Origin of the sequence: Streptomyces sp. NPDC001980 (assembly GCF_040296885.1) — a bacterium.
Classification (GTDB): domain Bacteria; phylum Actinomycetota; class Actinomycetes; order Streptomycetales; family Streptomycetaceae; genus Streptomyces.
The window spans coordinates 90,928-113,627 of sequence record NZ_JBEOYD010000017.1; the positions used below are offsets into that span (position 1 = coordinate 90,928).

The 22,700-nt window shown below is 69.9% G+C and carries 24 protein-coding genes and 1 pseudogene; 11 read left to right on the top strand and 14 right to left on the bottom strand.

What is annotated here, in order from left to right:
* Positions 1 to 15: 15 nt before the first annotated feature.
* The 3 genes and pseudogenes from ABT137_RS25695 to ABT137_RS25705 all read right to left on the bottom strand — a co-directional run.
* Entirely contained in the window at positions 16 to 852 is an 837-nt protein-coding gene (locus ABT137_RS25695) for a siderophore-interacting protein (protein WP_351712743.1), read from the bottom strand.
* 50 nt (positions 853 to 902) lie between these two features.
* Positions 903 to 1,949: an ABC transporter substrate-binding protein gene (locus ABT137_RS25700; RefSeq protein ID WP_351712745.1), complete on the bottom strand. Its 1,047-nt coding sequence runs from the start codon at positions 1,947 to 1,949 to the stop codon at positions 903 to 905.
* A gap of 109 nt (positions 1,950 to 2,058) precedes the next feature.
* Positions 2,059 to 2,328: pseudogene (locus tag ABT137_RS25705) on the bottom strand (methyltransferase type 11); the annotation flags it as partial.
* 72 nt (positions 2,329 to 2,400) lie between these two features.
* On the opposite strand from ABT137_RS25705, the gene ABT137_RS25710 reads away from it, so the two are divergent.
* Positions 2,401 to 2,691 (top strand): hypothetical protein, encoded by a 291-nt coding sequence (locus tag ABT137_RS25710; protein WP_351712747.1) that lies wholly within the window; start codon positions 2,401 to 2,403, stop codon positions 2,689 to 2,691.
* Positions 2,692 to 2,953: 262 nt separating this feature from the next.
* Here ABT137_RS25710 and ABT137_RS25715 read toward each other — a convergent pair whose 3' ends face one another.
* Complete coding sequence (locus ABT137_RS25715; RefSeq protein ID WP_351712749.1) at positions 2,954 to 3,874, bottom strand: alpha/beta hydrolase; 921 nt, start codon at positions 3,872 to 3,874, stop codon at positions 2,954 to 2,956.
* Positions 3,875 to 3,982: 108 nt separating this feature from the next.
* Here ABT137_RS25715 and ABT137_RS25720 point away from each other — a divergent pair, with 108 nt between their 5' ends.
* Positions 3,983 to 4,429 (top strand): MarR family winged helix-turn-helix transcriptional regulator, encoded by a 447-nt coding sequence (locus ABT137_RS25720; RefSeq protein ID WP_351712751.1) that lies wholly within the window; start codon positions 3,983 to 3,985, stop codon positions 4,427 to 4,429.
* A gap of 121 nt (positions 4,430 to 4,550) precedes the next feature.
* Here the strand turns inward: ABT137_RS25720 and ABT137_RS25725 are convergent, their stop codons facing one another.
* Both ABT137_RS25725 and ABT137_RS25730 read right to left on the bottom strand, forming a co-directional pair.
* Entirely contained in the window at positions 4,551 to 5,345 is a 795-nt protein-coding gene (locus ABT137_RS25725) for an SDR family oxidoreductase (protein ID WP_351712753.1), read from the bottom strand.
* Positions 5,342 to 5,746: a GlcG/HbpS family heme-binding protein gene (locus ABT137_RS25730; protein WP_351712755.1), complete on the bottom strand. Its 405-nt coding sequence runs from the start codon at positions 5,744 to 5,746 to the stop codon at positions 5,342 to 5,344. Before ABT137_RS25730 ends, ABT137_RS25725 begins: the two co-directional genes overlap by 4 nt.
* A gap of 305 nt (positions 5,747 to 6,051) precedes the next feature.
* On the opposite strand from ABT137_RS25730, the gene ABT137_RS25735 reads away from it, so the two are divergent.
* Positions 6,052 to 7,011, top strand: a complete 960-nt coding sequence (locus tag ABT137_RS25735; protein ID WP_351712757.1) for a GlxA family transcriptional regulator — start codon at positions 6,052 to 6,054, stop codon at positions 7,009 to 7,011.
* 163 nt (positions 7,012 to 7,174) lie between these two features.
* Here ABT137_RS25735 and ABT137_RS25740 read toward each other — a convergent pair whose 3' ends face one another.
* A complete protein-coding gene (locus tag ABT137_RS25740) occupies positions 7,175 to 7,441 on the bottom strand; it encodes an acyl-CoA dehydrogenase family protein (RefSeq protein ID WP_351712759.1) in 267 nt (88 codons plus the stop codon).
* A 71-nt stretch (positions 7,442 to 7,512) separates the two neighbouring features.
* Here ABT137_RS25740 and ABT137_RS25745 point away from each other — a divergent pair, with 71 nt between their 5' ends.
* The 4 genes from ABT137_RS25745 to ABT137_RS25760 all read left to right on the top strand — a co-directional run bounded on the left by ABT137_RS25745 (position 7,513) and on the right by ABT137_RS25760 (position 10,707).
* The gene (locus ABT137_RS25745) at positions 7,513 to 8,145 is read left to right on the top strand and encodes an HD domain-containing protein (protein WP_351712761.1); all 633 of its coding nucleotides are present in this window, start codon (positions 7,513 to 7,515) and stop codon (positions 8,143 to 8,145) included.
* Positions 8,146 to 8,595: 450 nt separating this feature from the next.
* A complete protein-coding gene (locus tag ABT137_RS25750; RefSeq protein WP_351712763.1) occupies positions 8,596 to 9,081 on the top strand; it encodes a cupin domain-containing protein in 486 nt (161 codons plus the stop codon).
* 343 nt (positions 9,082 to 9,424) lie between these two features.
* A complete protein-coding gene (locus ABT137_RS25755) occupies positions 9,425 to 10,147 on the top strand; it encodes a hypothetical protein (protein ID WP_351712765.1) in 723 nt (240 codons plus the stop codon).
* 257 nt (positions 10,148 to 10,404) lie between these two features.
* On the top strand, positions 10,405 to 10,707 hold the full coding sequence (locus ABT137_RS25760) for a hypothetical protein (protein WP_351712767.1): 303 nt from the start codon (positions 10,405 to 10,407) through the stop codon (positions 10,705 to 10,707).
* On the opposite strand, the gene ABT137_RS25765 is transcribed toward ABT137_RS25760, so the two are convergent.
* From ABT137_RS25765 to ABT137_RS25775, 3 genes are all read right to left on the bottom strand, one after another.
* A complete protein-coding gene (locus ABT137_RS25765; protein WP_351712769.1) occupies positions 10,704 to 11,027 on the bottom strand; it encodes a hypothetical protein in 324 nt (107 codons plus the stop codon). The genes ABT137_RS25760 and ABT137_RS25765 overlap by 4 nt on opposite strands.
* 203 nt (positions 11,028 to 11,230) lie before the next feature.
* Entirely contained in the window at positions 11,231 to 11,761 is a 531-nt protein-coding gene (locus ABT137_RS25770; RefSeq protein WP_351712771.1) for a PaaI family thioesterase, read from the bottom strand.
* 83 nt (positions 11,762 to 11,844) lie between these two features.
* Positions 11,845 to 12,351: a winged helix-turn-helix transcriptional regulator gene (locus ABT137_RS25775; RefSeq protein WP_351712773.1), complete on the bottom strand. Its 507-nt coding sequence runs from the start codon at positions 12,349 to 12,351 to the stop codon at positions 11,845 to 11,847.
* Between the two features lie 137 nt (positions 12,352 to 12,488).
* Between ABT137_RS25775 and ABT137_RS25780 the strand changes: the two genes are divergently transcribed.
* Positions 12,489 to 14,081, top strand: a complete 1,593-nt coding sequence (locus tag ABT137_RS25780) for an MFS transporter (protein WP_351712775.1) — start codon at positions 12,489 to 12,491, stop codon at positions 14,079 to 14,081.
* A gap of 75 nt (positions 14,082 to 14,156) precedes the next feature.
* Here ABT137_RS25780 and ABT137_RS25785 read toward each other — a convergent pair whose 3' ends face one another.
* From ABT137_RS25785 to ABT137_RS25800, 4 genes are read right to left on the bottom strand one after another with little or no spacing between them, the layout of a single operon-like run.
* Positions 14,157 to 15,317, bottom strand: coding sequence for an acyl-CoA dehydrogenase family protein (locus ABT137_RS25785; RefSeq protein WP_351712777.1), 1,161 nt, complete (start codon positions 15,315 to 15,317; stop codon positions 14,157 to 14,159).
* A gap of 5 nt (positions 15,318 to 15,322) precedes the next feature.
* Positions 15,323 to 16,270 (bottom strand): hydroxymethylglutaryl-CoA lyase, encoded by a 948-nt coding sequence (locus ABT137_RS25790; RefSeq protein ID WP_351712779.1) that lies wholly within the window; start codon positions 16,268 to 16,270, stop codon positions 15,323 to 15,325.
* Positions 16,267 to 18,189, bottom strand: coding sequence for an acetyl/propionyl/methylcrotonyl-CoA carboxylase subunit alpha (locus tag ABT137_RS25795; protein ID WP_351712781.1), 1,923 nt, complete (start codon positions 18,187 to 18,189; stop codon positions 16,267 to 16,269). Before ABT137_RS25795 ends, ABT137_RS25790 begins: the two co-directional genes overlap by 4 nt.
* Before the next feature lie 11 nt (positions 18,190 to 18,200).
* Positions 18,201 to 19,817 carry a carboxyl transferase domain-containing protein gene (locus ABT137_RS25800; protein WP_351712783.1) on the bottom strand — a complete coding sequence of 539 codons (1,617 nt, stop codon included), beginning with the start codon at positions 19,815 to 19,817 and terminating at the stop codon, positions 18,201 to 18,203.
* An 86-nt stretch (positions 19,818 to 19,903) separates the two neighbouring features.
* On the opposite strand from ABT137_RS25800, the gene ABT137_RS25805 reads away from it, so the two are divergent.
* From ABT137_RS25805 to ABT137_RS25815, 3 genes are all read left to right on the top strand, one after another.
* Positions 19,904 to 20,521 (top strand): SACE_7040 family transcriptional regulator, encoded by a 618-nt coding sequence (locus ABT137_RS25805; protein ID WP_351712785.1) that lies wholly within the window; start codon positions 19,904 to 19,906, stop codon positions 20,519 to 20,521.
* Between the two features lie 114 nt (positions 20,522 to 20,635).
* The gene (locus ABT137_RS25810) at positions 20,636 to 21,793 is read left to right on the top strand and encodes an acyl-CoA dehydrogenase family protein (protein WP_351712970.1); all 1,158 of its coding nucleotides are present in this window, start codon (positions 20,636 to 20,638) and stop codon (positions 21,791 to 21,793) included.
* A gap of 35 nt (positions 21,794 to 21,828) precedes the next feature.
* Positions 21,829 to 22,695, top strand: a complete 867-nt coding sequence (locus ABT137_RS25815; RefSeq protein WP_351712787.1) for an acyl-CoA thioesterase — start codon at positions 21,829 to 21,831, stop codon at positions 22,693 to 22,695.
* Positions 22,696 to 22,700 lie beyond the last annotated feature (5 nt).

The window sequence follows — 22,700 nt, forward strand, 5'->3', positions numbered from 1 at the left end:
CTCGCCCGCCTCGGACTACTCGCCGGCCGCCCGGAGTTGTTCCTCCGTCAGACCCTGCCGCCAGTACCCGACGAAGGTGACCTTGCGCCGGTCGATCCCGCGCTCGCCGACGAGGTGCCGGCGCAGTTCCTTCACCTGTCCCGACTCCCCGGCGATCCAGGCGTAGGGGTGCGCGTGGGACGGGAGTTGCGCGGCGCGGATCTCCGCCACGGCATCGCGGCCGCCCACCAGCCAGGTGATCTCCGCGTCCGCCTCGGTGGCCACGTCCTGGACGTCCCCGGCGCACGGCACCTCCAGCCAGGCGCGCACCCGGGCACCGGCGGGGAGGGATTCGAGGACGGCGGTCGCGGCGGGTACGGCGGTCTCGTCGCCCCAGATCAGCACCAGGTCGGTGTCCTCGGGCGGCCGGAAGCGGATCGCCCGGTTGTCGGCGATCGCGGGTCCGAGCAGGATCACCCGGTCACCGGCGCGGGCCCGCGACGCCCACCGGGAGGCGGGCCCCGCGGGGGTGGCGGCCCCCGGCTCGACCCCGTGCAGCACGAAGTCGATGTCGATCTCGTCGGGGTCCCGGCGCAGCGCCCGCAGCGTGTACGACCGCATCACGGCCCGTACGTCGTCCGGGAGTTCGCGCCAGCCCTGCCACCACCCGTCGCCGAGCTCTGTCGGCACCGCGGGCTCGGTGTGTCCCTCGGCCGGGATGAACAGGGAGAGCGACTGGTCGCGTCCGTGGGAGTGGAAGTGCGCCAGGTCGGCGCCGGCGAAGGTGACCCGGACCAGAGACGGACCGAGCCGCCTCGTCCGTGCGACCTGGAGGGAGAAGAAACGGAACGGGGCGGCTACGGCCGTCGTCATATGTGCTCCTGAGACTCAGGAAGTTGTGTGGATGTGCTGCCTCTGGCGGGTCAGCTGACCTTCTTCGCCGTCTCGATCGCCTTGGCGAGGTTCTCCACCATCGCGACGCACTTGTCGTACGAGAAGATCGGCTCGGGGGAGCGGGCGATGACCTGGCCGGCCTTGACCGCGGGGAGCTTCTTCCAGGTGGCCTGGGTGATGTCGGCGGGCTGGATGGTCGCCGAGCGGTCGTCCATCATGATGATGTCGGCCTTGTACTTGTCGACGTTCTCCCAGCTCAGGCTCTCGTACCAGCCGCCGCTCGCCTTCAGTACGGACGCCGACGGTTCGACGAAGTTCACGCCGAGGGCCTTGAAGTACTCCAGGTCCACGGAGAGGCTGGAGCCGGAGACGTAGAACAGGTCCTGGGCGGCGGAACCGGCCATCACCGTGATGTCGGGGTGCGCCTTGGCGGCGGCGCGCAGCCGGGAGGACGCCTCCTCGAAACGCTTCTTGGCGTCCGTGACCTTGCTCGCCGTCATGTCCGCGCCGAGCGACTCCGCAAGGGCCCAGACGCGCTGGAGCGGGACGGTCAGCTGACGGTCGTAGGCCGAGATGCCGACGCTCGGGGCGAGCTTGGCGATCTTGTCCTTGGACTCCTCCGGGACGTACCAGAGGGTGCCGGCGGCGTCGAACAGCGTGGTGATGAGCACGTCCGGGGCGAGCGCCGCGTACTTCTCGACGTTGAACTGGCCCCACTCGTTGCCGAGGATGGTCAGCTTGCTGATGTCCATGTCGCCGGCCTGGACGTCGGCCTTGCCGGCCTTGGTCTTCGTCGGGCCGAAGACGCCCTTGACGCTGATGCCGTAGTCGTAGAGCGCGGCGGCGACGCCGACGAACGCGACGATGTTCGCCGGGGCCTTGTCCAGCTTCACGGTGGTCCCTCGGTCGTCCTTGAACGTCCAGGGGCCGGACTTGGCGGCCGTCGTCTCCTTGTCGGAGGAGCCGCTTTTCGCGTCGTCGTCACCGCAGGCCGCGAGCGCGGCGCCGAGACCGAGGGCGCCACCGGCGGCGAGGATGCCACGGCGGGTGAGGTGGGCTGCTCTGACGTTGGACATAGGTGTGGCTGCTTTCGGACGTGCGGGAACACCGCCGGACGGGATGGAGATTAGGTTAGCCTAACCTCAGATCATGTCCAGGGCCGGGCCCTGCCGGACCCGTTCGCGGTCACCGGGGCCGGTAGGCGGTGGCCAGCACCGAGACGGTGATCCGGTCGGGCAGGGGGCCGTCATCGCTCAGCTCCGCGCGGCTCAAGTGGCGTGCGCTCGGCGTCATTTCGAGCAGGTCCAGGGCCTCCTCCCGGGCCAGGGGCGCGCCGTACTCGACTTGTTCGGTGGCGGCGACGGCGAAGAAGGGATCCAGCGCCCGGTGCAGGCGCTGTTCCTTGGCCGGGTCGATCGTCACCATCGCGGGCAGCCGCTCGCGCAGCTCCCTCAGGTCTCCGGCCCAGGTCAAGCCCATCGCCGCGCTTGGTTCGCTCGTGCAGTAGCCCTCCCGCGGAGGGGTGCCATGTCCGCGTGGATCATGCTGGGGTCCGGCTGCTTGTTCGTAGTTCTGGGCGTGTTGACCTTGATCGGCCGGGGGGCCGCAGCGTACGCGCGGTCGCGCAGGGCTGGTTGGGGACAGGCAGCCATGGGCGGTGGCTTCGTGTTGGACGGAGGGTCGAAACTTCTCGGCTTCTCTTCCGGAACGGAGACGGTTCTTTCCACCGTTGCCCTGGGGTTCGTCGTGCTCGGTGGGGCGGTTCAGGCCCAGGCTGAGGTGTCCGCCATGGCTCGTCGTGCCGGCGGCGGCGGCTGATCGGCGCCTGTACCCTCGGGCCGGACTACGGTCAGGTGAGCCACTGAGGTCTTCTCGCGCCGATATGCCGACCCGGCCAAACTCGCGCTCATGGACCTGCCGACCCCGGTGTGACTCCCTGCCGGCGAAGGACGCGCATACGCGAAGTGGTCCACACCAGATACCGCAGAGACGTTGAACTTGCTGGAATTGAACCCGTGATGTCGGCGATGGTGCTCCTGCGGCCGTCGCCGACATCACGTGGAGGCCGCCGGGGTCGGTGTCAGTGGATCGGTTCGAGACGGTCGGCGCCGGCGCTCAGGTGGGCGGTGAGGAAGCGGGCGGCGCGGTCGAGTGCGGCGTCCGCCTCGTCGAGGCGGCCGTAGTGGTGCTGGAAGACGTGGGGAAGGCCGGGGCCGACTTCGAGCGTGACCTCGACGCCGTCGGCGCCCGCGCGGCCGGCCAGCCGGACCGCGTCGTCGAGGAGCACCTCGTTCGCCCCGACCTGCACGAGGAGTGGGGGCAGTCCGGTGAGGTCGGCGAACACCGGACTGGCCAAGGGATGCGCCCTGTCGCCTGCGCCGACGTAGAGATCGGCGCAGGCGCGCAGGTCGGCCTCCGTGAAAATGGGGTCGGCGCTCTCCTTGGAGCGGATGCTTCCTCCAGCGAGGGTGAGGTCGGCCCAGGGGGAGAAGACGACCACGGCGGCTGGTTGCGGCAGCCCGGCCTCCCGGGCGGCGAGCAGCGTGGCGATGCTCAGTCCGCCACCGGCGGAGTCACCGGCCATGATGAGGTCCCGTGGGTCGGTGCCCGACGCCAGCAGCTCGCGGTAGGCCGCGAGCCCGTCGTCGACAGCCGCGGGGAAAGGGTGCTCGGGCGCCAGCCGGTAATCCACCGACGTCGCGCGCAGGCCGGCGCGGCGGGCCAGTTCACCGACCAGCCCTGCGTGGGTGTCCGGAGAGCCGATGACGTAGCCGCCGCCGTGCAGGTAGAGCAGTCGGCCGCGGCCGGTGGCTTCGGCCGGCTCCAGCTCCAGGGCCGGCCGCCCGCCCAGGACGGTCCTGCGGGTGACCACGCCCGCCGGTGCGGGGCGGGTGATGGCCGCGGCGAAATCGCTGCGCTGCTCCTCGGGAGTGGGCCGCTTCTCGCTGCGGGGGGCGGAGCGGAGTACGGCGTCCAGGTCGTCGCGCTGCTGTCGGGACATGCGGGGCCTCCAGGGGTCGGGGTGCGAGGATAGATTCCTGGGAATCCACCTGCCTGACCCCAACCGGATTCCAAGGAAGATGATTCCTGGGAATCTACTGGAGCCAATGTGAGCCACATCACCCCGACTTTCATCGATCTGGTCCGCGTCGAGACCCGGCTCTACAACGCGGTGAGCGCCCGGTTGCGCGCCGAACAAGGGCTGGGGCTGGGGCAGTTCGAGCTTCTGGAGATCATCGACCGCGTGCCGGGGTGCCGCGTGCTCGACATCGTCGGCGAACTGGCGATCACCGTCGGGGCCGTCAGCAAGGCGGTCGACCGGCTGGCGGCTGCGGGCTGGTGCCTGCGCGTCGCGCACCCCCAGGACCGCCGCTCGTCCGTCCTCCGCCTCACATCCGCGGGTGAGAAGCAGTTGTCCGCTTCCCGCCCCATCGTCGAAAGCGAGCTCATCTCACTGACTGCGGCGGTTCCCCCTGACGACCTGGCCCGCATCGCCTCCACCCTGGCCATCCTTCGCGCAACCCTCGAAGCGGGCTCCCACGGCCGGCCGGGATGAGGGGACATGACCTGCGAACGGCATCCGCCCCCCAGAGCTGAGTGACACTGGTGGCAGACGCACAGACCTAGGCGTAGGCGTCCCGGGTGAGGCCCGTGTCGGGGAGGCGGAGCGCCTCGAATCACACCTTGCGGGTCCAGGCTGCTTCCTGGACCTCCTTGATGAGCTTCTCAGTCTCCGGGGGCCAGACGTTCCGGTACTTTCCCTGCTCGGCGCCGATGATCTCGACCATCTTGTCGATCATGTCTTGCGGCTCGTACTGGTCGGCCAGGATTTCCGCGAAACGGGCCCTCACGTCCTCGGTCCGGTTGAAGTTGACCGCGTCATCCAGCCAGCGGAAGGTCGTGTCCGCGATACGGTCATTGAATCCCGTCAGGTACGCCCCGGGGTTGATGGTCTGAACGGTGATGCCGGTCGGCGCGAGCTCGTCGCGCAGGGTTGCCGCGATCGCCTCGAGCGCATGCTTGGTTGCGCAGTAGGGCCCCAGGCCGAACGCGGTGAGCATGCCTCCCATCGAGCTGACGATGACGACGCGGCCCGCCGTGCCGGCGTCCACCCAGGTGCGGATCACCTGCTGGGTGAGTTCCAGGTTCGCGAAGACGTTCGTCTCGAACGTGCGCCGGACCAGCTCGACGGGAATCTCCGCCAGCGGCCCGCAGTCACCGATCGCGGCATTGCTGACGAAGGTGTCGAAGTCCCAGCCGGAGACGGCCGCGATGTCGCGGGTGTCCAGGACGTCGAGCTTGTCGACCGTGACGCGGTCCTGCAGGCCGAGTTCCTCGATGTGCCTGCGCAGTTCGGTCACCTGCGACCAGATCTCCGTGGTGGCGATGACCTGGTGCCCGGCCCGGGCCAGGCCGATGACGGTGCCGCGTCCCAGGCCGGTGCCGGCGCCGGTGATCAGGATCTTCTTCATCGTGCTTCCTTTCCGAGCGCGATGCGGGCGACCTCGCCGTCCTGGACGGGCATGCCGCCCGAGACGCCGATGGCCCCGATCAGAGTGCCGCTGTCGTCGTGCATGGGGAGGCCCCCCGCGTAGGGGATCAGGCCGCCGTTGGTGTACTCGGTCGCGGGAGCCGGGCCGCCGGGCTTGCAGAACTCCCACAGGTTCTCGCTCGGGCCGTTGAACAGAACCGAGGTCTTCGCTTTGGCCAGCGCGATCTCGATCGAGCCGAGGATCGACCCGTCCATGCGGGCGAACGCGACCAGGTGCCCGCCGCTGTCGACGACCGCGATGTTCATCGCGACGCCGATCGCCACCGCGTGGGCGCGGGCCTTCTCGATCACGGCTTGGGCCGTATCCAGCGTGATGCTCATGGCGGTTGCCCCTATCGGTAGCGGTGCGACGTCGTGTCGCGCCTGGCGGGATCGCACGAAGCTGCCCTCTGCCGTGCATCAGGGGAGGACGGTGGTGACGGGGCGGCCACGATCTTGTCCATGACGTCTCGCGGTGCAGGTCCGCCCAGGCGTTTTCGCCGGCGCTGTAAACCCCTCACGGTGCGTGGCAGCGGCAGGCGACGTCTCTGTCAGTCATGAGACGACCGTAGGTGCGATCCGGGCGAAGGAGTCAGTGGCACGCATGCCATGCAGAGATAGGATCGTGCCATCGGCTGGGAGGTGAGATGTCAGGCGGAAAGCACCGCGTGGTCGTGGTGGCTCTCGAGAACGTCCTCGCACTCGACATCGGGATCCCGTTGCAGGTCTTCGGGAGCTGGCCGGACGGGCCCTACACGCTGACGGTGTGTGCGGAACAGCCCGGGCTCGTCGCGATGCACGGCGGCCCCACGCTGTCGGTCGCCGAGGGGTTGGACGCCCTGGCTACCGCAGACACCGTGATAGTCCCGGGGTACCTGGAGCCCGACACACCCTCCGCCGCTGTCAGCGCCGCGCTCGCGGAGGCGGCAGCTCGGGGCAGCCGCATGGTGTCCATCTGCTTGGGAGCGTTTGCCCTTGCCGCCGCCGGTCTGCTCGACGGCCGACGAGTCACCACGCACTGGCAGTACGCGGCAACACTGTCGAAGCAGTACCCACAGGTGACGGTGCAGTCGGAGGCTCTGTACATCGACGAAGGCCACGTGCTGACCTCCGGCGGCGTCACCGCCGGCCTCGACCTGTGCCTGCACCTCATCCGCCGCGATCACGGCACCCGACTGGCGAACCAGCGAGCACGTCTGCTGGTCGCCGCGCCGCACCGCACGGGCGGTCAGGCCCAGTTCGTAGACCTGCCGGTGCCCCCCGACCCGGATGACGGACCGTCGCCGGTGTACGAGTGGGCCCTACGCAACCTGCACCAGCAGCTCACCGTCGACCAGTTGGCGCGCAAGGCCGGGATGTCGCGTCGCACCCTCATCCGCCGCTTTCACGCCGACACCGGCCGACCGCCCATGCGTTGGCTACTCGACGCAAGGCTCGGCCTGGCACGGGAACTCCTGGAGTCGAGCGACCTGACGGTGGAAGCGGTCGCACGGCGCTGCGGCCTGGGCACGCCGGCCAACTTCCGGAACTTGTTCAAGGCCCACGTCGGAGTACCGCCCCGCGCGTACCGCGAGACGTTCAACTCGGCCCCGTCGAGCAAGGCTTGATGTCCGGCCGATCGTTGTCGTCAACCACGTCCACACGTCCGCCCACACGCCTGCCTTCACGGGAGTTCGATGCCCAGCGGCTGTCACTGACCAGAGACGCAGAGGCTTACCGTCAGGACAGCGTCGCGTAAGTCTTCATTTCCTACTCGAATTCCTACCATCGTCACGGATCCCATTCCTGACCGAGCATGCGGATGCCGCGATGCGCCGCAGCGTCGGGGTTGGTCCGGGCTAGGACAAACGTCCAGCTTGCCTTGTGCGCGCCGGAGGACCACAGTTTCTGCCCCTTCAATACCCACCGGTCGCCGTGCCGTTCGGCCCGGTCCGAGCCGGCGCCCCGGTCGGAGAAGCCCTGCGCGAAGACGTGCTCACCGAAGGCGATCCTTGGTAGAAACCGGCGCAGCAGATCAGGCCAGTCCGTCGAATGCATGGCACGAATGTTGCGACTGGTGGCACGCACGCATCTGCTGTGGTTGGACTCGGGACGCCTAGCCTGCACATATGGACTTCTCGCTTGAGTTTCCGATTGGCCCGTTGGCCGAGGCCGTCGTCTCCGCAGTGCGTGACTCCGAAACCACTTCTGTTTTCAACCATAGCGTGCGGAGTTTCTATTTCGCGCAGCTCCTGGCTGAGCGCGAGGGGTGTCTGGAAGATGCCGCATACGATCGTGACCTGCTGTTCGCCGCAACCGTCCTGCACGATCTGGGTACCGGCAATCTCGCGAAGGGCGAAGCCCGCTTCGAGGTGGAGGGCGCCGACCTGGCGGCAGCTCTGCTCCAGGCACATGGCATTCCCGCAGCGGACATCGACCGCGTCTGGGAGGCTATCGCTCTGCATACCTCCCCTGGCATTGCTGAGCGCCGAGGGCTGCTGAGTTACCTCACTCGCGAAGGTGTGGGGATGGACTTCGGGCGCAATGCGGAGCTGGCCGCTGCATGGCAGGTTGAGATCCACGCCGCCTACCCCCGTCTCGACATGGTGCGTTCGTTGGTCGACGCCATCGTGGAACGAGCTGCTCGGTCAGACGCCGCAGCGCCTCGCTACTCCATTGGCGGCGAACTGCTGCGCGAGCGTCAGACCGACGGTGTGACAAGGATGGAGTTGGCGGCCGCCTCATCTCCTTGGGGAGAGTGACCACTCGGCCGGCCAGGAAGCCAATATTCTCGGATGCTGGCGCAAGGCGGATGCGCTTCAGGCAAAGCGCATTTGCCTCGCGATCGGCTTGGGAAGTGACTTCGTGCTGAATTCGAGTTCCACCGTGCAGCACGTACATGATCTCCTGGGCAAGAGCTGACCGCAGTCCGGTATCCGGTCACTATTCGTGCCACCACGCTCCTTATCGCCGGGCGGACGAGTTCTCCGGCGGGGGGGGGGGGGCAACAGCTTGCCAGAGGGCACCGGCGTGCGCGTTCAAGCCCCCGGCGGCGCTGCTGCCTTCGGCCCGCTCTGCCCGACGATCACTTGCGACCACGCACCGGCGAGCGGTATTCCCCCGAATGGCATACCCCGGATGCTGTGCACAGGATGGAGAGGTACGCGCGACCTCTAGCTCTGGCCTCCGGAGCACCCAAGGGGATGGTTTGCATGTCGTACCCGAAGCAGGTGTACTTCGGCGACAGAGGCGAGATCAACGCGCACTTCCTGCCGGCCGACACTGCGACGAATGTCGGCGAACCCGGAGCCGACATGCGCATCCGCTACCTCGCGACAAGCGACATCACCCACGGTGAGTTCGGCCTCTACCGGGTCATGCTGGGGGCGAAGGCGGGTGGCCCCCCGACACACTTCCACCGGACTATCTCGGAGTCCTTCTTCATCCTCAGCGGAACCGTCCGCCTCTTCAATGGCGAGAAGTGGGTCGACGCGCGGGAGGGCGACTTCCTGCTCGTTCCGCAGGGCGGGCTACACGCCTTCCGCAACGACTCCGACAGCCTCGCCGAGATGCTGCTGCTCTTCACGCCGGGCGCACCGCGCGAGGAGTTCTTCGAGAAGATGTCGGAGATGGGCAACGCCACGGAGGCGGAGCGCGCCGAGTTCTTCGACAGACACGACCAGTACTTCGTCGACTGACCCGTCCCACAGCGGTGGCGCGACAGTACAGCAACGAAGTACAGCAACCCCAGCAAACGCAAACCGGCTCATCTCTGCCACGGAAGCTAACAGCCCCCACTGACAACGCCCTTGTCCCTGTGGCTGGCACCCCGGCAGACGTGCCAGAACCGTGCCAGGTCGTGCGGGAACGCACGGGGAACACCGGGGAACGCAAGCTGCGCACGTCAGCCGTCGACACCGTTGCGCCGCAGGTCAGCACAGCAACCGCCGCCAAGAAACCCAGGCTTCCCAAGCTCAGGGCTCAGGCCGAAGTCCCCAGGCAGTGCCTGAGGGTGTTACGCCGACGCGGCAGAATGCGGGAGTGTCCTTTGACGCCATAGACGCTGTGAACTGGTCGGCGATACCCAACCCGACGTCGCATCCGTACGACGATCCAGAGCGCGTCGCACACGCGCTACGTCTGCTCACGGTGTCCACCACCGCCAACGAGACAGGCGACGCGGCATCCCTCCTCGCCGGTTGTGGCTTCGTCTGCGCGCACGCTGCCATGGTGTTCCCAGCGGCCTACGCAGCCACCCCGATCCTGCTGGACCTCATCGAGCACGGCCAACGACCACGCATCAAGGACGCAGCCCTCGGGCTCCTGTCCAACGGGCTGGACTACTTCCCGACCGCCGGCCACAACCGCGTGGACACTCCCTACGACATCCACGTCCCGCTCTGCTGCGCCATAGCGCGACACATCCGCGGCCGCCGCACCGCTCTTCTGGCCCATGGGATCCATGGCAAGCAACTCCTGGCAGAGGCAGACCTTCACTGGCGGCTGACCATCGAGGAGGCGGAACTCCAGGCTGATGGCACCCTGACAGCCATCGCCGCCCTCGAAGGCACACCGTTCCAGACGCCGGTCGAAGCCGAACTACACGTCCCACCACCCTTCGAACAGGCCGTGCAAACCGTCCGGATGGACGCGCTGACCGCCGACGTCTCGGGCACCGCCTGCATCGAACTCGGGCAAACACCGTTCAAGCACGCCCCGGGCTCCTCCCTCTACCCAGCCGAATGCGGCCGCCGCGAGCACTGACTCGGCTCCTGATCTCGATGACTGCACCACAACCGCACCAGATCGAGCGGGGAACAGCGGGGAGTCATGGTGAAAACCGGCAAGCCCCAGGGGGCAGCGCTCAAGCCATTCGCCCAGGTCGGCGTCCGAGCCACCCCCAAATGCCCGCAGCTTCCCAAGCTGATGGCCGCAAGCCGTGAGTAAAGATCGCGTTGACGGCGATCCCAGCCTCACTCATGGCATTGACCGGTCCGTCGCGTCGCCTCACGATGATCTGCGTGACGTACGCCGTCGATTTTGCCGGCTCAGCTCCGGCAAGTGCTCCTCCCGGCACGGCCGGTGCCGTCTTCCTCATCCTGGTGGGAGTCGGCCTGCTGTGCGGAGGGACTGTCGTCGCCACCGACTACAAGAAGGTGGCGTCCCGCCTCTATTCGAAGGCGATGAGTACGCAGCGGAACAAGCCGGCCCGTATCTACGGCGGCCCTCCGGCGGGGCCGTCGTCCCTCAGAGTGATCGGGCTCTTCCAGGTCCTCGGCGGCACCGGTGTGGCTGCTGTCGGTGTCTACTTCCTCAGCCGTTAGTCGGTACGGGTCCCCGATGTGGCTTGTCGGGCGGGATCCCTGAGCACTCCGAGGTCGCTCGGCAGGCTCTCGTTGTCCTCGACCATTCCGATGGCGAATGGGAATGACTCCAGGAACTCCCGCCGCGCAGGGTCTTGCTCCGCTTCGGCCAAGTCCGCGAGCACCTGCGAGAGCCGTTGGCGTTGATCCGAGGGCAGTTGCACGAGCGCCCAGCCCACGCTCTCCATCATCTTCACCGCGGAATCGGGATCCACTTCCTCGTCCCCGCAGCTCTCCAGCCACCACACGAGGTCGACGAGCAGGTCGGCGAGTGCCGGCACGAGTGGATCCCTGTGAGTCATGCGGGCAATTTAGCCGTGCCCTACGACACCGCCCCCCAACCGGTGCGTGTCCGACTGCGTGAGCGTGGCGGATCCTGCGGGGTCAGGCCAGGGCGGCTGACGTGGGAGTTTGCGGTGCGCCCTGTGTTGACCTGCGGGAACTCCACTCGGTGGTTCCTGCGGGTCGACACCGTTCCCCAGGCTCACGTGTCCTGGCGGCCCCGGACCGGGAAGAGCATGCAGCTGCTGGTGGCATGGGCCAGCAGGCGGTCCTCGGAGTCGCGGAGCTCCGCCTGGGCGAGGGCGGTGCGGCGGCCGCTGTTGAGGACGGTGCCGATGGCGCGGACCTTTCCGGTGTCGACGGTGATCGGGCGCAGGAACTTCAAGGTCAGGTCGATCGAGGTGTACCCGGTGCCCTGGGGCAGCACGGACTGCACCGCGCAGCCGGCCGCCGAGTCGAGGAGTGTGGCGTAGACGCCGCCGTGGACGCTGCCTATCGGGTTGTAGTGCTCCTCGCCCGGCACCAGTGCGAAGACCGCCCGGCCGTACTCGGCCTCCTCCAGGGTGAAACCCAGGGCGGCCGCGATCGGCGGTGCGGGCAGGCGCCCGGCCAGGATCTCGCGGAGGAAGCCGAGACCGCTGTGGTGCGGGACGGCGCCGGCGGAAACGGCGGGGTCCTCCCAGCCGAACGTACGTGACCTGGACCCCTGCCCGGGGTGGAAGTCGAGCGTCAAGACAACTCCTCGTAGTGGGTGATCCGCGCCCGCCGTGGGCGTGCCGCTGTGGGCGTGCCGCTGTGGGCGTCCCGCCGGGCGTCTCAGGCGCCGTCGGGTTCGGGGCTGTCCGGGCCGACGCGGATGAGACCAGGGCCGGCGTCGACGAACGATTCCCTGAGCCGTACGTCGTGGCCGTCGTCGCAGCGCAGCACCGCGTGCACCGCGGCGCCGCAATCCCGGTGGCGTACGACCAGCGGGGGCCCCTGTTCGTCCGTGGCCCAGGTGTCGCCCCACTGCCGCAACGCCGTGAGAACGGGCAGGAAGTCCCGTCCTTTCTCGGTCAGTTGGTAGGCGTAGCGGGTCCGCTGGCCGGGTTCCTGGTAGGGCACGCGTTCCAGGAGCCCGGCGGCGGTCAGTTCCTTCAGGCGCGCCGAGGCGGCGGGTTCGCCGATGCCCACGCGCTTGGCGAAGTCGTCGAACCGGCGGGTGCCCAGGAACGCCTCGCGCATGATCAGCAGCGCCGTCCTGGTGCCGGCGATCTCCAGGGTGCGGGCGACGGAGCAGTTGGCCATGGACCAGGCGTCGCGCTCCTGCAGCAGGTCCGTCATCTCTCCACCCTCCACCTGACTTGCCTCATGTGAAGCCAGCCTATAGCGTCACCGCTGACTTCTGCAATCATAAGTCAGCTCGGGTCGTCGAGGGCGCTGCCGCCTGCTGCCCGCAGCTCGGCCGAGACGAGGACACGATGGTTTCCACCCCTTCCCCCGCCCCGGGCCGGCTCAAGCCGACCGACCGGCCACCCGGCGACCGGCTCCCCTCCCACCAGCCCTCCCGGCGCGCGGCGCTCACCCTCGTCGCGATGTGCCTGGGCGCCATGACGACCTTTCTGCTGATCACCGCATCGGTGTCGGCGCTGTCGGCCATCCAGGACGACCTGCACGTCTCCCCGACCGGCCTCGTCTGGATCCCCTCCGCGTACACCCTGCTCGTGGCCAGTCTGGTGATGTCCGCGGGCACCATGGGCAACCTCTACGGCCGCAAGCGCGCCTTCCTCGTCGGCGCCGCGGTCATGATCATCGGGTCCCTCACCGTCTACGCCGCGGATTCGACCGGAGGCGTCATCGCCGGACAGCTCGTCTCCGGCCTCGGCGGCGCTCTCATCCTGCCCAACAGCCTGGCCATCCTGGGGGCCGCCTTCCCGGACCCCCACCGGCGCACCGAGGTCGTCACGGCCTGGGCGGCCGCCTCCGGCATCGGGCTCGCCGCCGGCCCGCTGATCGCCGGCACCCTGCTGGACCACTTCCACTGGAACACGGTCTTCCTGTCGACCGCGGCCCTCGCGGTCGTCACCATGGCCGCCGCCGTCTTCGTCGCCGAGTCACGCGGCCCCGCCGGCAAGCTCGACGTCCCCGGCCAGATCCTGGCCGCCCTGGGCATCGCCGCCCTCGTCTACGCCCTCATCGAAGGCGGACACGACGGTTACACCAGCCCCCGGATCCTCATCGCCTGGCTCGTCGCGGCCGCGGCCCTGAGCGGGTTCGTCCTCGTCGAGCGGGCCGCCCGCACCCCCATGCTGGACATCAGCCTGTTCCGGTCGGCGTCGTTCAGCGCCGTCATGTTCGTCGCGGCCGTCTCCCTGTTCGGCTTCACCGGGGTGGCCATCCTCTCGGTGCTCTTCTACGAGCGCGTCCAGCAGCTCTCCGCCCTGGACGTCGGCTGGCGGCTGCTGGCCTTCTTCGGCGTCTACGTCGTCGTCGCCTACGCGACCGGACGCGTGATCCGCCGTACCGGCTTCAAGCTCCCGCTCACCCTGGGCTTCCTCGTCGGAGCCGCCGCCACGGCCGGATTCACCACGCTGGAGCCGACCACCCCCTATGCCCAGGTGTGGTGGCTGTACGTGCTCTTCGGCGCCGCGTCCGGGATGGTGGCCGCGCCGAGCACCGCCGCCGCGCTGGTCAGCGTCTCCCACGAACACGCCGGCATGGCCTCCGGAGCCGTCAACGCCTTCCGCCAGATCGGGTCCGTCACCGGCTCCGCCCTCCTCGGCGCCCTGCTCGCCGACCGGCTCCAGTCCCGGCTGCCCGCCCGGCTCGACGCCCACCACGTCCCCCGGGCGGCCTGGCCCGCCGTCGAGCACGCCGTCTCCACGGGCACCGGCGGTCACGGGGCGACCCCGCCGAACGTGACCGCCGCGGTCGGCGACGCCTTCACCTCCGGCGTCCACGTCGGCATGACCGTCGTCGCCGCCGTGTTCCTGTGTGCGGCCCTGGCCTCGGCCCTGCTGGTACGCAACCGGCCGCACCACATCACCGGCACCGCCACCGCCACGACGAACTGACGCGCGACGCGGACCCGCCCGCGGGCGTGCTCCGGCACCGAGGCCTGCCGGAGCCCGCGCCGCCGCCGGTCGGCCTCAGCTCACCAGCCCCAACTCCCGCGCGATCAGCATCCGCTGCACCTCGCTCGTGCCCTCGCCGATCTCCAGGATCTTGGAGTCGCGCCACATGCGGGCCACCGGGTACTCGTTCATGAAGCCGTAGCCGCCGTGGACCTGGGTGGCGTCGCGGGCGTTGTCGACGGCGATCGTCGAGGAGTACAGCTTGGCGAGGGCCGCCTCCTTCTTGAAGGGTTCGCCGGTGACCAGGCGGGAGGCCGCGTCACGCCAGGCCAGACGGGCCGTGTGGGCCTTCATCTCCATGTCGGCGATCTTGAACTGGATGGCCTGGTTGGCGCCGATCGGGCGGCCGAAGGCGTGCCGTTCCTTTGCGTACTTGACGGACTCGTCGACGCAGCCCTGGGCCAGGCCGGTCGCCAGGGCGGCGATGGCGATGCGGCCCTCGTCGAGGATGCGGAGGAACTGGGCGTAGCCGCGGCCCTCCTCGCCGAGCAGGTTGGCGGCCGGGACCCGGACGTCGGCGAAGGACAGCTCGCGGGTGTCGGAGGCGTTCCAGCCGACCTTGGAGTAGGGGGCGGCGACCGTGAAGCCGGGGGTGCCGGAGGGGACGATGATGGACGAGATCAGCGGCTTGCCGTCGGGCTTGCGGCCGGTGACCGCGGTGACCGTCACCAACCCCGTGATGTCCGTGCCCGAGTTGGTGATGAAGCACTTGCTGCCGTTGATCACCCATTCGTCGGTGGCGGGGTCCAGGCGGGCGGTCGTACGCGTGGCGCCCGCGTCGCTGCCGCCGTCCGGTTCCGTGAGGCCGAAGGCGCCCAGGAGTTCGCCGGAGCAGAGGCGCGGGAGCCACTCCCGCTTCTGGTCATCCGTGCCGAAGAGGTGGATCGGCATGGCGCCCAGGGAGACCCCGGCTTCGAGCGTGATCGCCACCGACGAGTCGACGCGGGCCAGCTCCTCCAGGGCGATGCCGAGCGCCAGGTAGTCGCCGCCCATGCCGCCGTACTCCTCGGGGAACGGCAGCCCGAACAGACCCATGCGGCCCATCTCGCGGACGATCTCGTACGGGAACTCGTGCCGCTCGTAGAAGTCGCCGATCTTCGGCGCCACGACGTCGTGCGCGAACTCCTCCACCGTACGGCGGAGTTCTTCCAGTTCGGGGGAGAGGCGGTGGTCCATGGTCGTCACTCCTGGTGGGAGAGGGCGCGGACGGTACGGGACGGGCTGGGTCGGCCCAGTTGTTCGGCCATCCACACGCTGGTGGCGGTGAGTTTGCCGAGGTCTACTCCGGTCTCGATGCCGAGGCCCTGGAGCATCCAGACCAGGTCCTCGGTGGCGAGGTTGCCGGTGGCGGACTTGGCGTACGGGCAGCCGCCGAGCCCGCCGGCGGACGCGTCGATCGTCGTCACGCCGTGTTCCAGGGCCGCGTAGGTGTTGGCGAGCGCCTGGCCGTAGGTGTCGTGGAAGTGCACGCCGATGACGTTCGTCGGCACGCCCTCCTCGTTCAGCAGGGAGAGCAGTTCGAGGACGTGGCCGGGGGTGGCCACGCCGATCGTGTCGCCGAGGCTCAGCTCGTCGCAGCCCATGTCGCGCAGCGCCTTGCAGACCCTGACCACCTGGTGGAACGGCACCGCGCCTTCCCAGGGGTCGCCGAAGCACATCGAGACGTAACCGCGGACATGCACGTCCGCCTCCTTCGCCCGCCGGACGACCGGGTCGAAGACGGCCAGGGACTCGTCCAGCGAGCGGTTGAGGTTGGCCTTGGCGAAGGACTCGGTGGCGCTGGCGAAGACGGCGACCCGGCGGGCGCCCAGGGCCAGGGCCCGGTCCAGGCCCCGTTGGTTGGGGACGAGGACGGGGAGGGCGACGCCCCGGAGATCGGCGAGCTGCGGGAACAGGTCCTCCGCGTCCGCCAGTTGGGGCACCCACTTCGGGTGCACGAAGCTGGTCGCCTCGATCGTCGTCAGGCCCGCGTCGGCCAGGCGGTGCACGAACTCGGCCTTCACCGACGTCGGTACGGCCGTCTTCTCGTTCTGCAGGCCGTCGCGCGCGCCGACCTCGTGGATCCGGACCCGGGCGGGCAGATCGGTGGCCGGTACGATCATGGGGAGGGCGCTCTCCGGGGTGGTCATGCCGTCTCCTCCTCGTGCGGGGTGATCACGGCCAGCACCTGGTCCATGGCGACCGTGGCGCCGGGCTTCACGTCGAGTTCGGCGACCGTGCCGGCGTGCGGGGCGGAGATGACGTGCTCCATCTTCATCGCCTCCACCACCAGCAGGCTCTGCCCGGCGGTGACCTCGTCGCCGACGGCCACCTTCACGACCGTCACCGTGCCGGGCATCGGCGCGGTGAGGGAGTCGGCGCCGGCGTGCGCGGTGCGGCTCAGCGAGGCGGCGACCGGGTCGTGGTCGCGGACCTGCCAGGCGTCGCCGTCGCGGCCGATCCAGTCGGCGGCGCGGTGGAAGGTGTGGCGGACGCCGTCCACGGTCACCGACACGCGGTCGGCGGTGACGGTGTGCGTGCCGCGCGGGACGTACTCCACCGGGTCCTGCACCCGGAGGTGGAAGCCGACGGACCTGGGGGTACCGCCGAGGCGCCAGCCGCTGGGCACGGAGAAGGGGTCCGTCCAGCGCCCGTCCGCCGCGGCCGGCCGCAGCGCCTCCAGCCGTACGGCCGCCGCCGCCTCGTACACCTCGTCCGGGACGTCCGTGGACACCAGGTCGTCCACCACCCGCTCGACCAGGCCGGTGTCCAACTCGCCCGCCACCACGGCCGGATGGGCCAGCAGGCGGCGCAGGAAACCGGCGTTGGTCTGCACGCCGAGGGTGACCGTCCCGGCGAGGGCCCGGCGGAGCTTCCGGAGGGCGGTCGCGCGGTCCGGGCCGTAGGCGATCACCTTGGACAGCATCGGGTCGTACAGGCTGCCGACCTCGGTGCCCTCGCTGAGCCCGGAGTCGCTGCGGACACCGTCCCCCGACGGCTCGTGCAGCAGCAGCACCGTGCCGCCGGTGGGCAGGAAGCCGCGCGCCGGGTCCTCGGCGCAGATCCGGGCCTCCACCGCATGCCCGGTGAGCGTGACGTCGGCCTGGGCGAAGGGCAGCCGCTCCCCGGCCGCCACCCGCAGCTGCCACTCCACCAGGTCAAGACCCGTGACCAGCTCGGTGACCGGGTGCTCCACCTGGAGGCGGGTGTTCATCTCCATGAAGTAGTACGACGAAGGGTCGCCGCCCGGCACGATGAACTCCACCGTGCCCGCGCCGACGTACCCGCACGAGCGCGCCGCCTGCACCGCGGCCTCGCCCATCGCCGTCCTGGTCTCCTCGTCGAGGAGCACGCTGGGCGCCTCCTCGATCACCTTCTGGTGCCGGCGCTGCAGCGAGCACTCGCGCTCGCCGAGGTGGACGACGTTCCCGTGGCCGTCGGCCAGGACCTGGATCTCGATGTGCCGGGGGCGGTCGATCCACCGCTCGACGAGGAGGGTGTCGTCGCCGAAGGAGGCGCGGGCCTCGCGGCGGGCGGCGGCGATCTCCTCGTCCAGGATCCCGAGGTCCCGTACCAGCCGCATGCCCTTGCCGCCGCCGCCGGCGGAGGGCTTGAGGAGCACGGGTGCCCCCAACGTGCGGGCGGCCTCGGCGAGTTCGGGGTCACGGCCGCCGGGCACCACCGGCACCCCGGCCGCCGCCACCGTCTCCTTGGCCCGGATCTTGTCGCCCATCAGCGCGATCGCCTCGGCCGGCGGGCCGATGAAGACCAGCCCGGCCTCCTCGCACGCCCGCGCGAAGCCCGCGTTCTCGGCGAGGAAGCCGTACCCCGGGTGGACGGCCTGGGCGCCGGTCCGCGCGGCCGCCTCCAGCAGCCGCGCCACGGACAGATAGCTCTCGCCCGCCGGCGACGGACCGATCCGGACCGCCGTGTCGGCCTCCCGGACGTGCCGCGCGTCCGCGTCGGCGTCGGAGTACACGGCCACCGAGCGGACGCCCAGCGAGCGGAGCGTACGGATGACCCGGACGGCGATCTCGCCCCGGTTGGCCACGAGTACGGTGTCGAACACGAGTCCCCTCCTCACATCCGGAAGACGCCGAACTGGGGGTCGCCCAGCGGCGCGTTGCCACAGGCCGTCAGGGCCAGTCCCAGCACCTGCCGGGTGTCGAGGGGGTCGATGACCCCGTCGTCCCAGAGGCGGGCGGTCGCGTAGTAGGCGTTGCCCTGGCGTTCGTACTGGGCGCGGACGGGCGCCTTGAAGGCCTCCTCGTCCTCGGCCGGCCAGTCCTCGCCGCGGGACTCCAGCTGGTCCCGCTTGACGGTCGCCAGCACGGACGCGGCCTGCTCGCCGCCCATCACCGAGATCTTGGCGTTGGGCCACATCCACAGGAAGCGGGGGGAGTAGGCCCGGCCGCACATGGAGTAGTTCCCGGCGCCGTACGAACCGCCGACGACGACGGTCAGCTTCGGGACCCGGGTGCAGGCCACTGCCGTGACCATCTTCGCGCCGTGCTTGGCGATGCCGCCGGCCTCGTAGTCCTTGCCGACCATGAAGCCGGAGATGTTCTGCAGGAAGACGAGCGGGATGCCGCGCTGGTCGCACAGCTCGATGAAGTGGGCGCCCTTCTGGGCGGACTCGGAGAAGAGGATGCCGTTGTTGCCGACGATGCCGACCGGGTGGCCGTGGATGCGGGCGAAGCCGGTGACGAGGGTCTGCCCGAACTCGGCCTTGAACTCGGCGAACCGGGAGCCGTCGACGACCCGGGCGATGATCTCGCGGACGTCGTAGGGGGTGCGGGAGTCGACGGGGACGGCGCCGTAGAGGCCGTAGGGGTCGGCCTTGGGCTCGGTGACGGGCGCGACCTCCCAGGGGAGCGCGCGCCGGGCCGGCAGCGTGGCGACGATGTTCCGGACGATCCGCAGCGCGTGCGCGTCGTCCTCGGCGAGGTGGTCGGTGACACCGGAGACCCGGGAGTGGACCTCGCCGCCGCCCAGCTCCTCCGCCGTGACGACCTCGCCGGTGGCCGCCTTCACCAGCGGGGGGCCGCCGAGGAAGATCGTGCCCTGGTTGCGGACGATGACCGCCTCGTCGCTCATGGCCGGGACGTAGGCGCCACCGGCGGTGCACGAGCCGAGGACGGCGGCGATCTGCGGGATGCCCGCCCCGGACATCCGGGCCTGGTTGTAGAAGATCCGCCCGAAGTGGTCGCGGTCCGGGAAGACCTCGTCCTGCATGGGGAGGAAGGCGCCGCCGGAGTCGACCAGGTACACGCACGGCAGCCGGTTGTCGAGGGCCACCTCCTGCGCCCGCAGGTGCTTCTTCACGGTCATCGGGTAGTACGTGCCGCCCTTGACCGTGGCGTCGTTGGCGACGATCACGCACTCGCGCCCGCTGACCCGGCCGATCCCGGCGATCACCCCGGCCGCCGGGGCCGCCCCGTCGTACATCCCGTCGGCGGCCAGCGGAGCCAGCTCCAGGAAGGGGGAGCCGGGGTCGAGGAGGGTGTCCACCCGGTCCCGGGGCAGCAGTTTCCCGCGCGCGGTGTGCCGGGCCCGCGCCTTCTCGCCGCCGCCCAGCGCGGCCGCGGCGAGCTTGGCGCGCAGCTCCTCCACGAGGACGCGGTGCGCCTCCTCGTTGGCCCGAAAGGCCTCCGACGCGGGGTCTGCCGCGCTCGTCAGCTCCGGTGCCTGGTCCATGCCGCGATCCCCTCACCTTGTTAATGAGCGTTAACGCATTGCCTTCAGGTTAACGACCGCTAACCTCCCTGTCTAGAATTGCCTTCATGGTCACGAGAACCGACGCCCCGAGCCGCCGCGAGCAGATCCTCAAGGAGGCCGCCCGGCTCTTCGCCGAGCGCGGCTTCCACGGCGTCGGCGTGGACGAGATAGGGGCCGCGGTCGGCATCAGCGGGCCCGGTCTCTACCGGCACTTCGCGGGCAAGGACGCGATGCTCGCGGAGCTGCTGGTGGGGATCAGCGGGCAGCTGCTGACGGGGGCCAAGCGCCGCCTGGCGGAGGCCGACGGGGACACCGCGCCCTCGGCGGTCCTGGACTCCCTCATCGAGGGCCACATCGACTTCGCCCTCGACGACCGTCCACTGATCACCCTGCACGACCGGGAGCTGGACCGCTTGCGCGACAGCGACCGCAAGCTGGTGCGGCAGCTCCAGCGGCAGTACGTCGAGCTGTGGGTGGAGGTGGTCCGCGGCGTCTACCCGGCGCTCCCGGAGCCCGCGGCCCGCTCGGCGGTCCACTCGGTCTTCGGCCTCCTGAACTCCACCCCGCACTTGGGCCGACCGGGTTCCCTGCCGGGCCGCGGGGCGACCGCGGTCCTGCTGCACCGGATGGCGAGGGGCGCCTTCGGTGCGGCGGCGGAGGCCGACGGCGGCTCCCCGGCGTGACGAGCGTTACCCCCGCCCCGCCCTCTCCCGCCCTGGACCCGCCCCCCTACCCACCGGTACCGTGAGGATCTGAGCAAGCGCTTAGACATGCCGAAGTCCGTGGAGGTGGCGGCCGTGCGCCGTACGTTGTTCGACGAGGATCACGAGGCGTTCCGGGAGACCATCCGCGCCTTCATCGAGGCCGAGGTCGTACCGGTGTACGACGAGTGGTTCGCCGCTGGCCAGGCCCCCCGCGACTTCTACTACAAGCTCGCCGAGCTCGGCGTCTTCGGCATCCGCGTCGACGAGGAGTACGGCGGCGCCGGCATCGACTCCTACAAGTTCGAGGCCGTCCTGTACGAGGAGACCGCCCGTGCGGGCGTCGCCTTCGGCGGTTCCGGCGTGCACGTGCTGCTCGGCCTGCCGTACATAAAGCTGCTGGCGACGGACGAGCAGAAGAAGCGCTACCTGCCGAAGTTCGTCTCCGGCGAGGAGATGTGGGCGATCGCGATGACCGAGCCGGGCACCGGCTCCGACCTCGCGGGCATGAAGACCACCGCCAAGCTCAGCGAGGACGGCACGCACTACGTCCTCAACGGCGCCAAGACCTTCATCACCGGCGGCGTGCACGCCGACCGCATGATCGTCTGCGCCCGTACCTCGGCGCCCACCAAGGAGGACCGCCGGCACGGCATCTCCCTCTTCGTCGTGGACACGAAGGCGGAGGGCTACTCGGTCGGCCGCAAGCTCGACAAGCTGGGCCTGAAGACCTCCGACACCGCCGAGCTGGCGTTCGTCGACGTCAAGGTGCCGGCCGAGGACCTCCTCGGCGAGGAGAACAAGGGCTTCTACTACCTCGGCCACAACCTCGCCTCCGAGCGCTGGGGCATCGCCTTCGGCGCCTACGCGCAGGCCAAGGCCGCCGTCCGGTTCGCCAAGCAGTACGTGCAGGAGCGCGTCGTCTTCGGCCAGCCCGTCGCCGCCTTCCAGAACACCAAGTTCGAGCTGGCCGCCTGCCAGGCCGAGGTGGACGCCGCCGAGGCCGTCGTGGACCGCGCCACCGAGGCCCTGGACGCCGGTGAGCTGACCCCCGCCGAGGCCGCGAGCGCCAAGCTGTTCACCACCGAGGTCGCCCACCGCGTGATCGACCGCTGCCTCCAGCTGCACGGCGGCTACGGCTTCATGAACGAGTACCCGATCGCCCGCCTGTACGCGGACAACCGCGTCAACCGCATCTACGGTGGCACCAGCGAGATCATGAAGACGATCATCGCGAAGGACATGGGCCTGTAAGGTCCCCGCAATTACCGGCCAGTAGAAAAGGTGCCATGAACCAGGCACTAAGTGATCTCCTCGACCTGCTCGACCTGGAGCAGATCGAGGAGAACATCTTCCGCGGCCAGTCCCGGTCCGCCGTCGTCCCGCGCGTCTTCGGCGGACAGGTCGCGGCCCAGGCGCTGGTCGCCGCCGGGCGCACCGTCCCGGCGGACCGGCACGCCCACTCGCTGCACGCGTACTTCCTGCGCCCCGGCGACCCGGGCGCGCCCATCGTCTACACCGTCGAGCGCATCCGCGACGGCCGCTCCTTCACCACCCGGCGCGCGGTCGCCGTCCAGCACGGCCGGCCGATCTTCGCCCTGTCGGCCTCCTTCCAGCTGGACGAGGAGGGCCTCGACCACCAGGCCCCGATGCCCCTCGCGCCCGACCCGGCGACCCTGCCCACCTCGGCGGACCGCTTCCGAGACTACGACCACCTCGACCCGGCCGTCGTGGAGAAGTTCCTTGAGGCCCGCGAGGCGATCGACCTGCGCTACGTCGAGGAGCCGCCGTTCGGCAAGTACGGCGAGCCGCGCGAGCCGCACAGCCAGGTGTGGTTCCGCACCAACGGCAAGCTCGACGACGACCCCCTGCTGCACGTCGTCCTCGCGACATACGTCTCCGACATGACCCTCCTCGACTCCGTCCTGCTCGCGCACGGCCGCGGCGGCTGGGCGGTCGGGGACGTGGTGGGCGCCTCGCTCGACCACGCCATGTGGTTCCACCGGCCGTTCCGCGCCGACGAGTGGCTGCTCTACGACCAGGAGTCGCCGTCCGCGCACGGCGGCCGCGGGCTCGGCCAGGCCCGGATCTACACCCGGGACGGTTCACTCGCCATTTCCGTGATCCAGGAGGGTGTGGTCCGCGTCCCCCGGTAGAACTG

Coding starts and splice junctions, on each gene's coding strand:
- ABT137_RS25745 (WP_351712761.1), top strand. CDS start 7,513: ATGGACTTCTCGCTTGAGTTTCCGATTGGCCCGTTGGCCGAGGCCGTC.
- ABT137_RS25725 (WP_351712753.1), bottom strand. CDS start 5,345: ATGAAGAAGATCCTGATCACCGGCGCCGGCACCGGCCTGGGACGCGGC.
- ABT137_RS25700 (WP_351712745.1), bottom strand. CDS start 1,949: ATGTCCAACGTCAGAGCAGCCCACCTCACCCGCCGTGGCATCCTCGCC.
- ABT137_RS25780 (WP_351712775.1), top strand. CDS start 12,489: ATGGTTTCCACCCCTTCCCCCGCCCCGGGCCGGCTCAAGCCGACCGAC.
- ABT137_RS25815 (WP_351712787.1), top strand. CDS start 21,829: ATGAACCAGGCACTAAGTGATCTCCTCGACCTGCTCGACCTGGAGCAG.
- ABT137_RS25695 (WP_351712743.1), bottom strand. CDS start 852: ATGACGACGGCCGTAGCCGCCCCGTTCCGTTTCTTCTCCCTCCAGGTC.
- ABT137_RS25790 (WP_351712779.1), bottom strand. CDS start 16,270: ATGACCACCCCGGAGAGCGCCCTCCCCATGATCGTACCGGCCACCGAT.
- ABT137_RS25750 (WP_351712763.1), top strand. CDS start 8,596: ATGTCGTACCCGAAGCAGGTGTACTTCGGCGACAGAGGCGAGATCAAC.
- ABT137_RS25800 (WP_351712783.1), bottom strand. CDS start 19,817: ATGGACCAGGCACCGGAGCTGACGAGCGCGGCAGACCCCGCGTCGGAG.
- ABT137_RS25710 (WP_351712747.1), top strand. CDS start 2,401: ATGTCCGCGTGGATCATGCTGGGGTCCGGCTGCTTGTTCGTAGTTCTG.
- ABT137_RS25735 (WP_351712757.1), top strand. CDS start 6,052: ATGTCAGGCGGAAAGCACCGCGTGGTCGTGGTGGCTCTCGAGAACGTC.
- ABT137_RS25715 (WP_351712749.1), bottom strand. CDS start 3,874: ATGTCCCGACAGCAGCGCGACGACCTGGACGCCGTACTCCGCTCCGCC.
- ABT137_RS25805 (WP_351712785.1), top strand. CDS start 19,904: ATGGTCACGAGAACCGACGCCCCGAGCCGCCGCGAGCAGATCCTCAAG.
- ABT137_RS25740 (WP_351712759.1), bottom strand. CDS start 7,441: ATGCATTCGACGGACTGGCCTGATCTGCTGCGCCGGTTTCTACCAAGG.
- ABT137_RS25730 (WP_351712755.1), bottom strand. CDS start 5,746: ATGAGCATCACGCTGGATACGGCCCAAGCCGTGATCGAGAAGGCCCGC.
- ABT137_RS25785 (WP_351712777.1), bottom strand. CDS start 15,317: ATGGACCACCGCCTCTCCCCCGAACTGGAAGAACTCCGCCGTACGGTG.
- ABT137_RS25775 (WP_351712773.1), bottom strand. CDS start 12,351: ATGACGGACCTGCTGCAGGAGCGCGACGCCTGGTCCATGGCCAACTGC.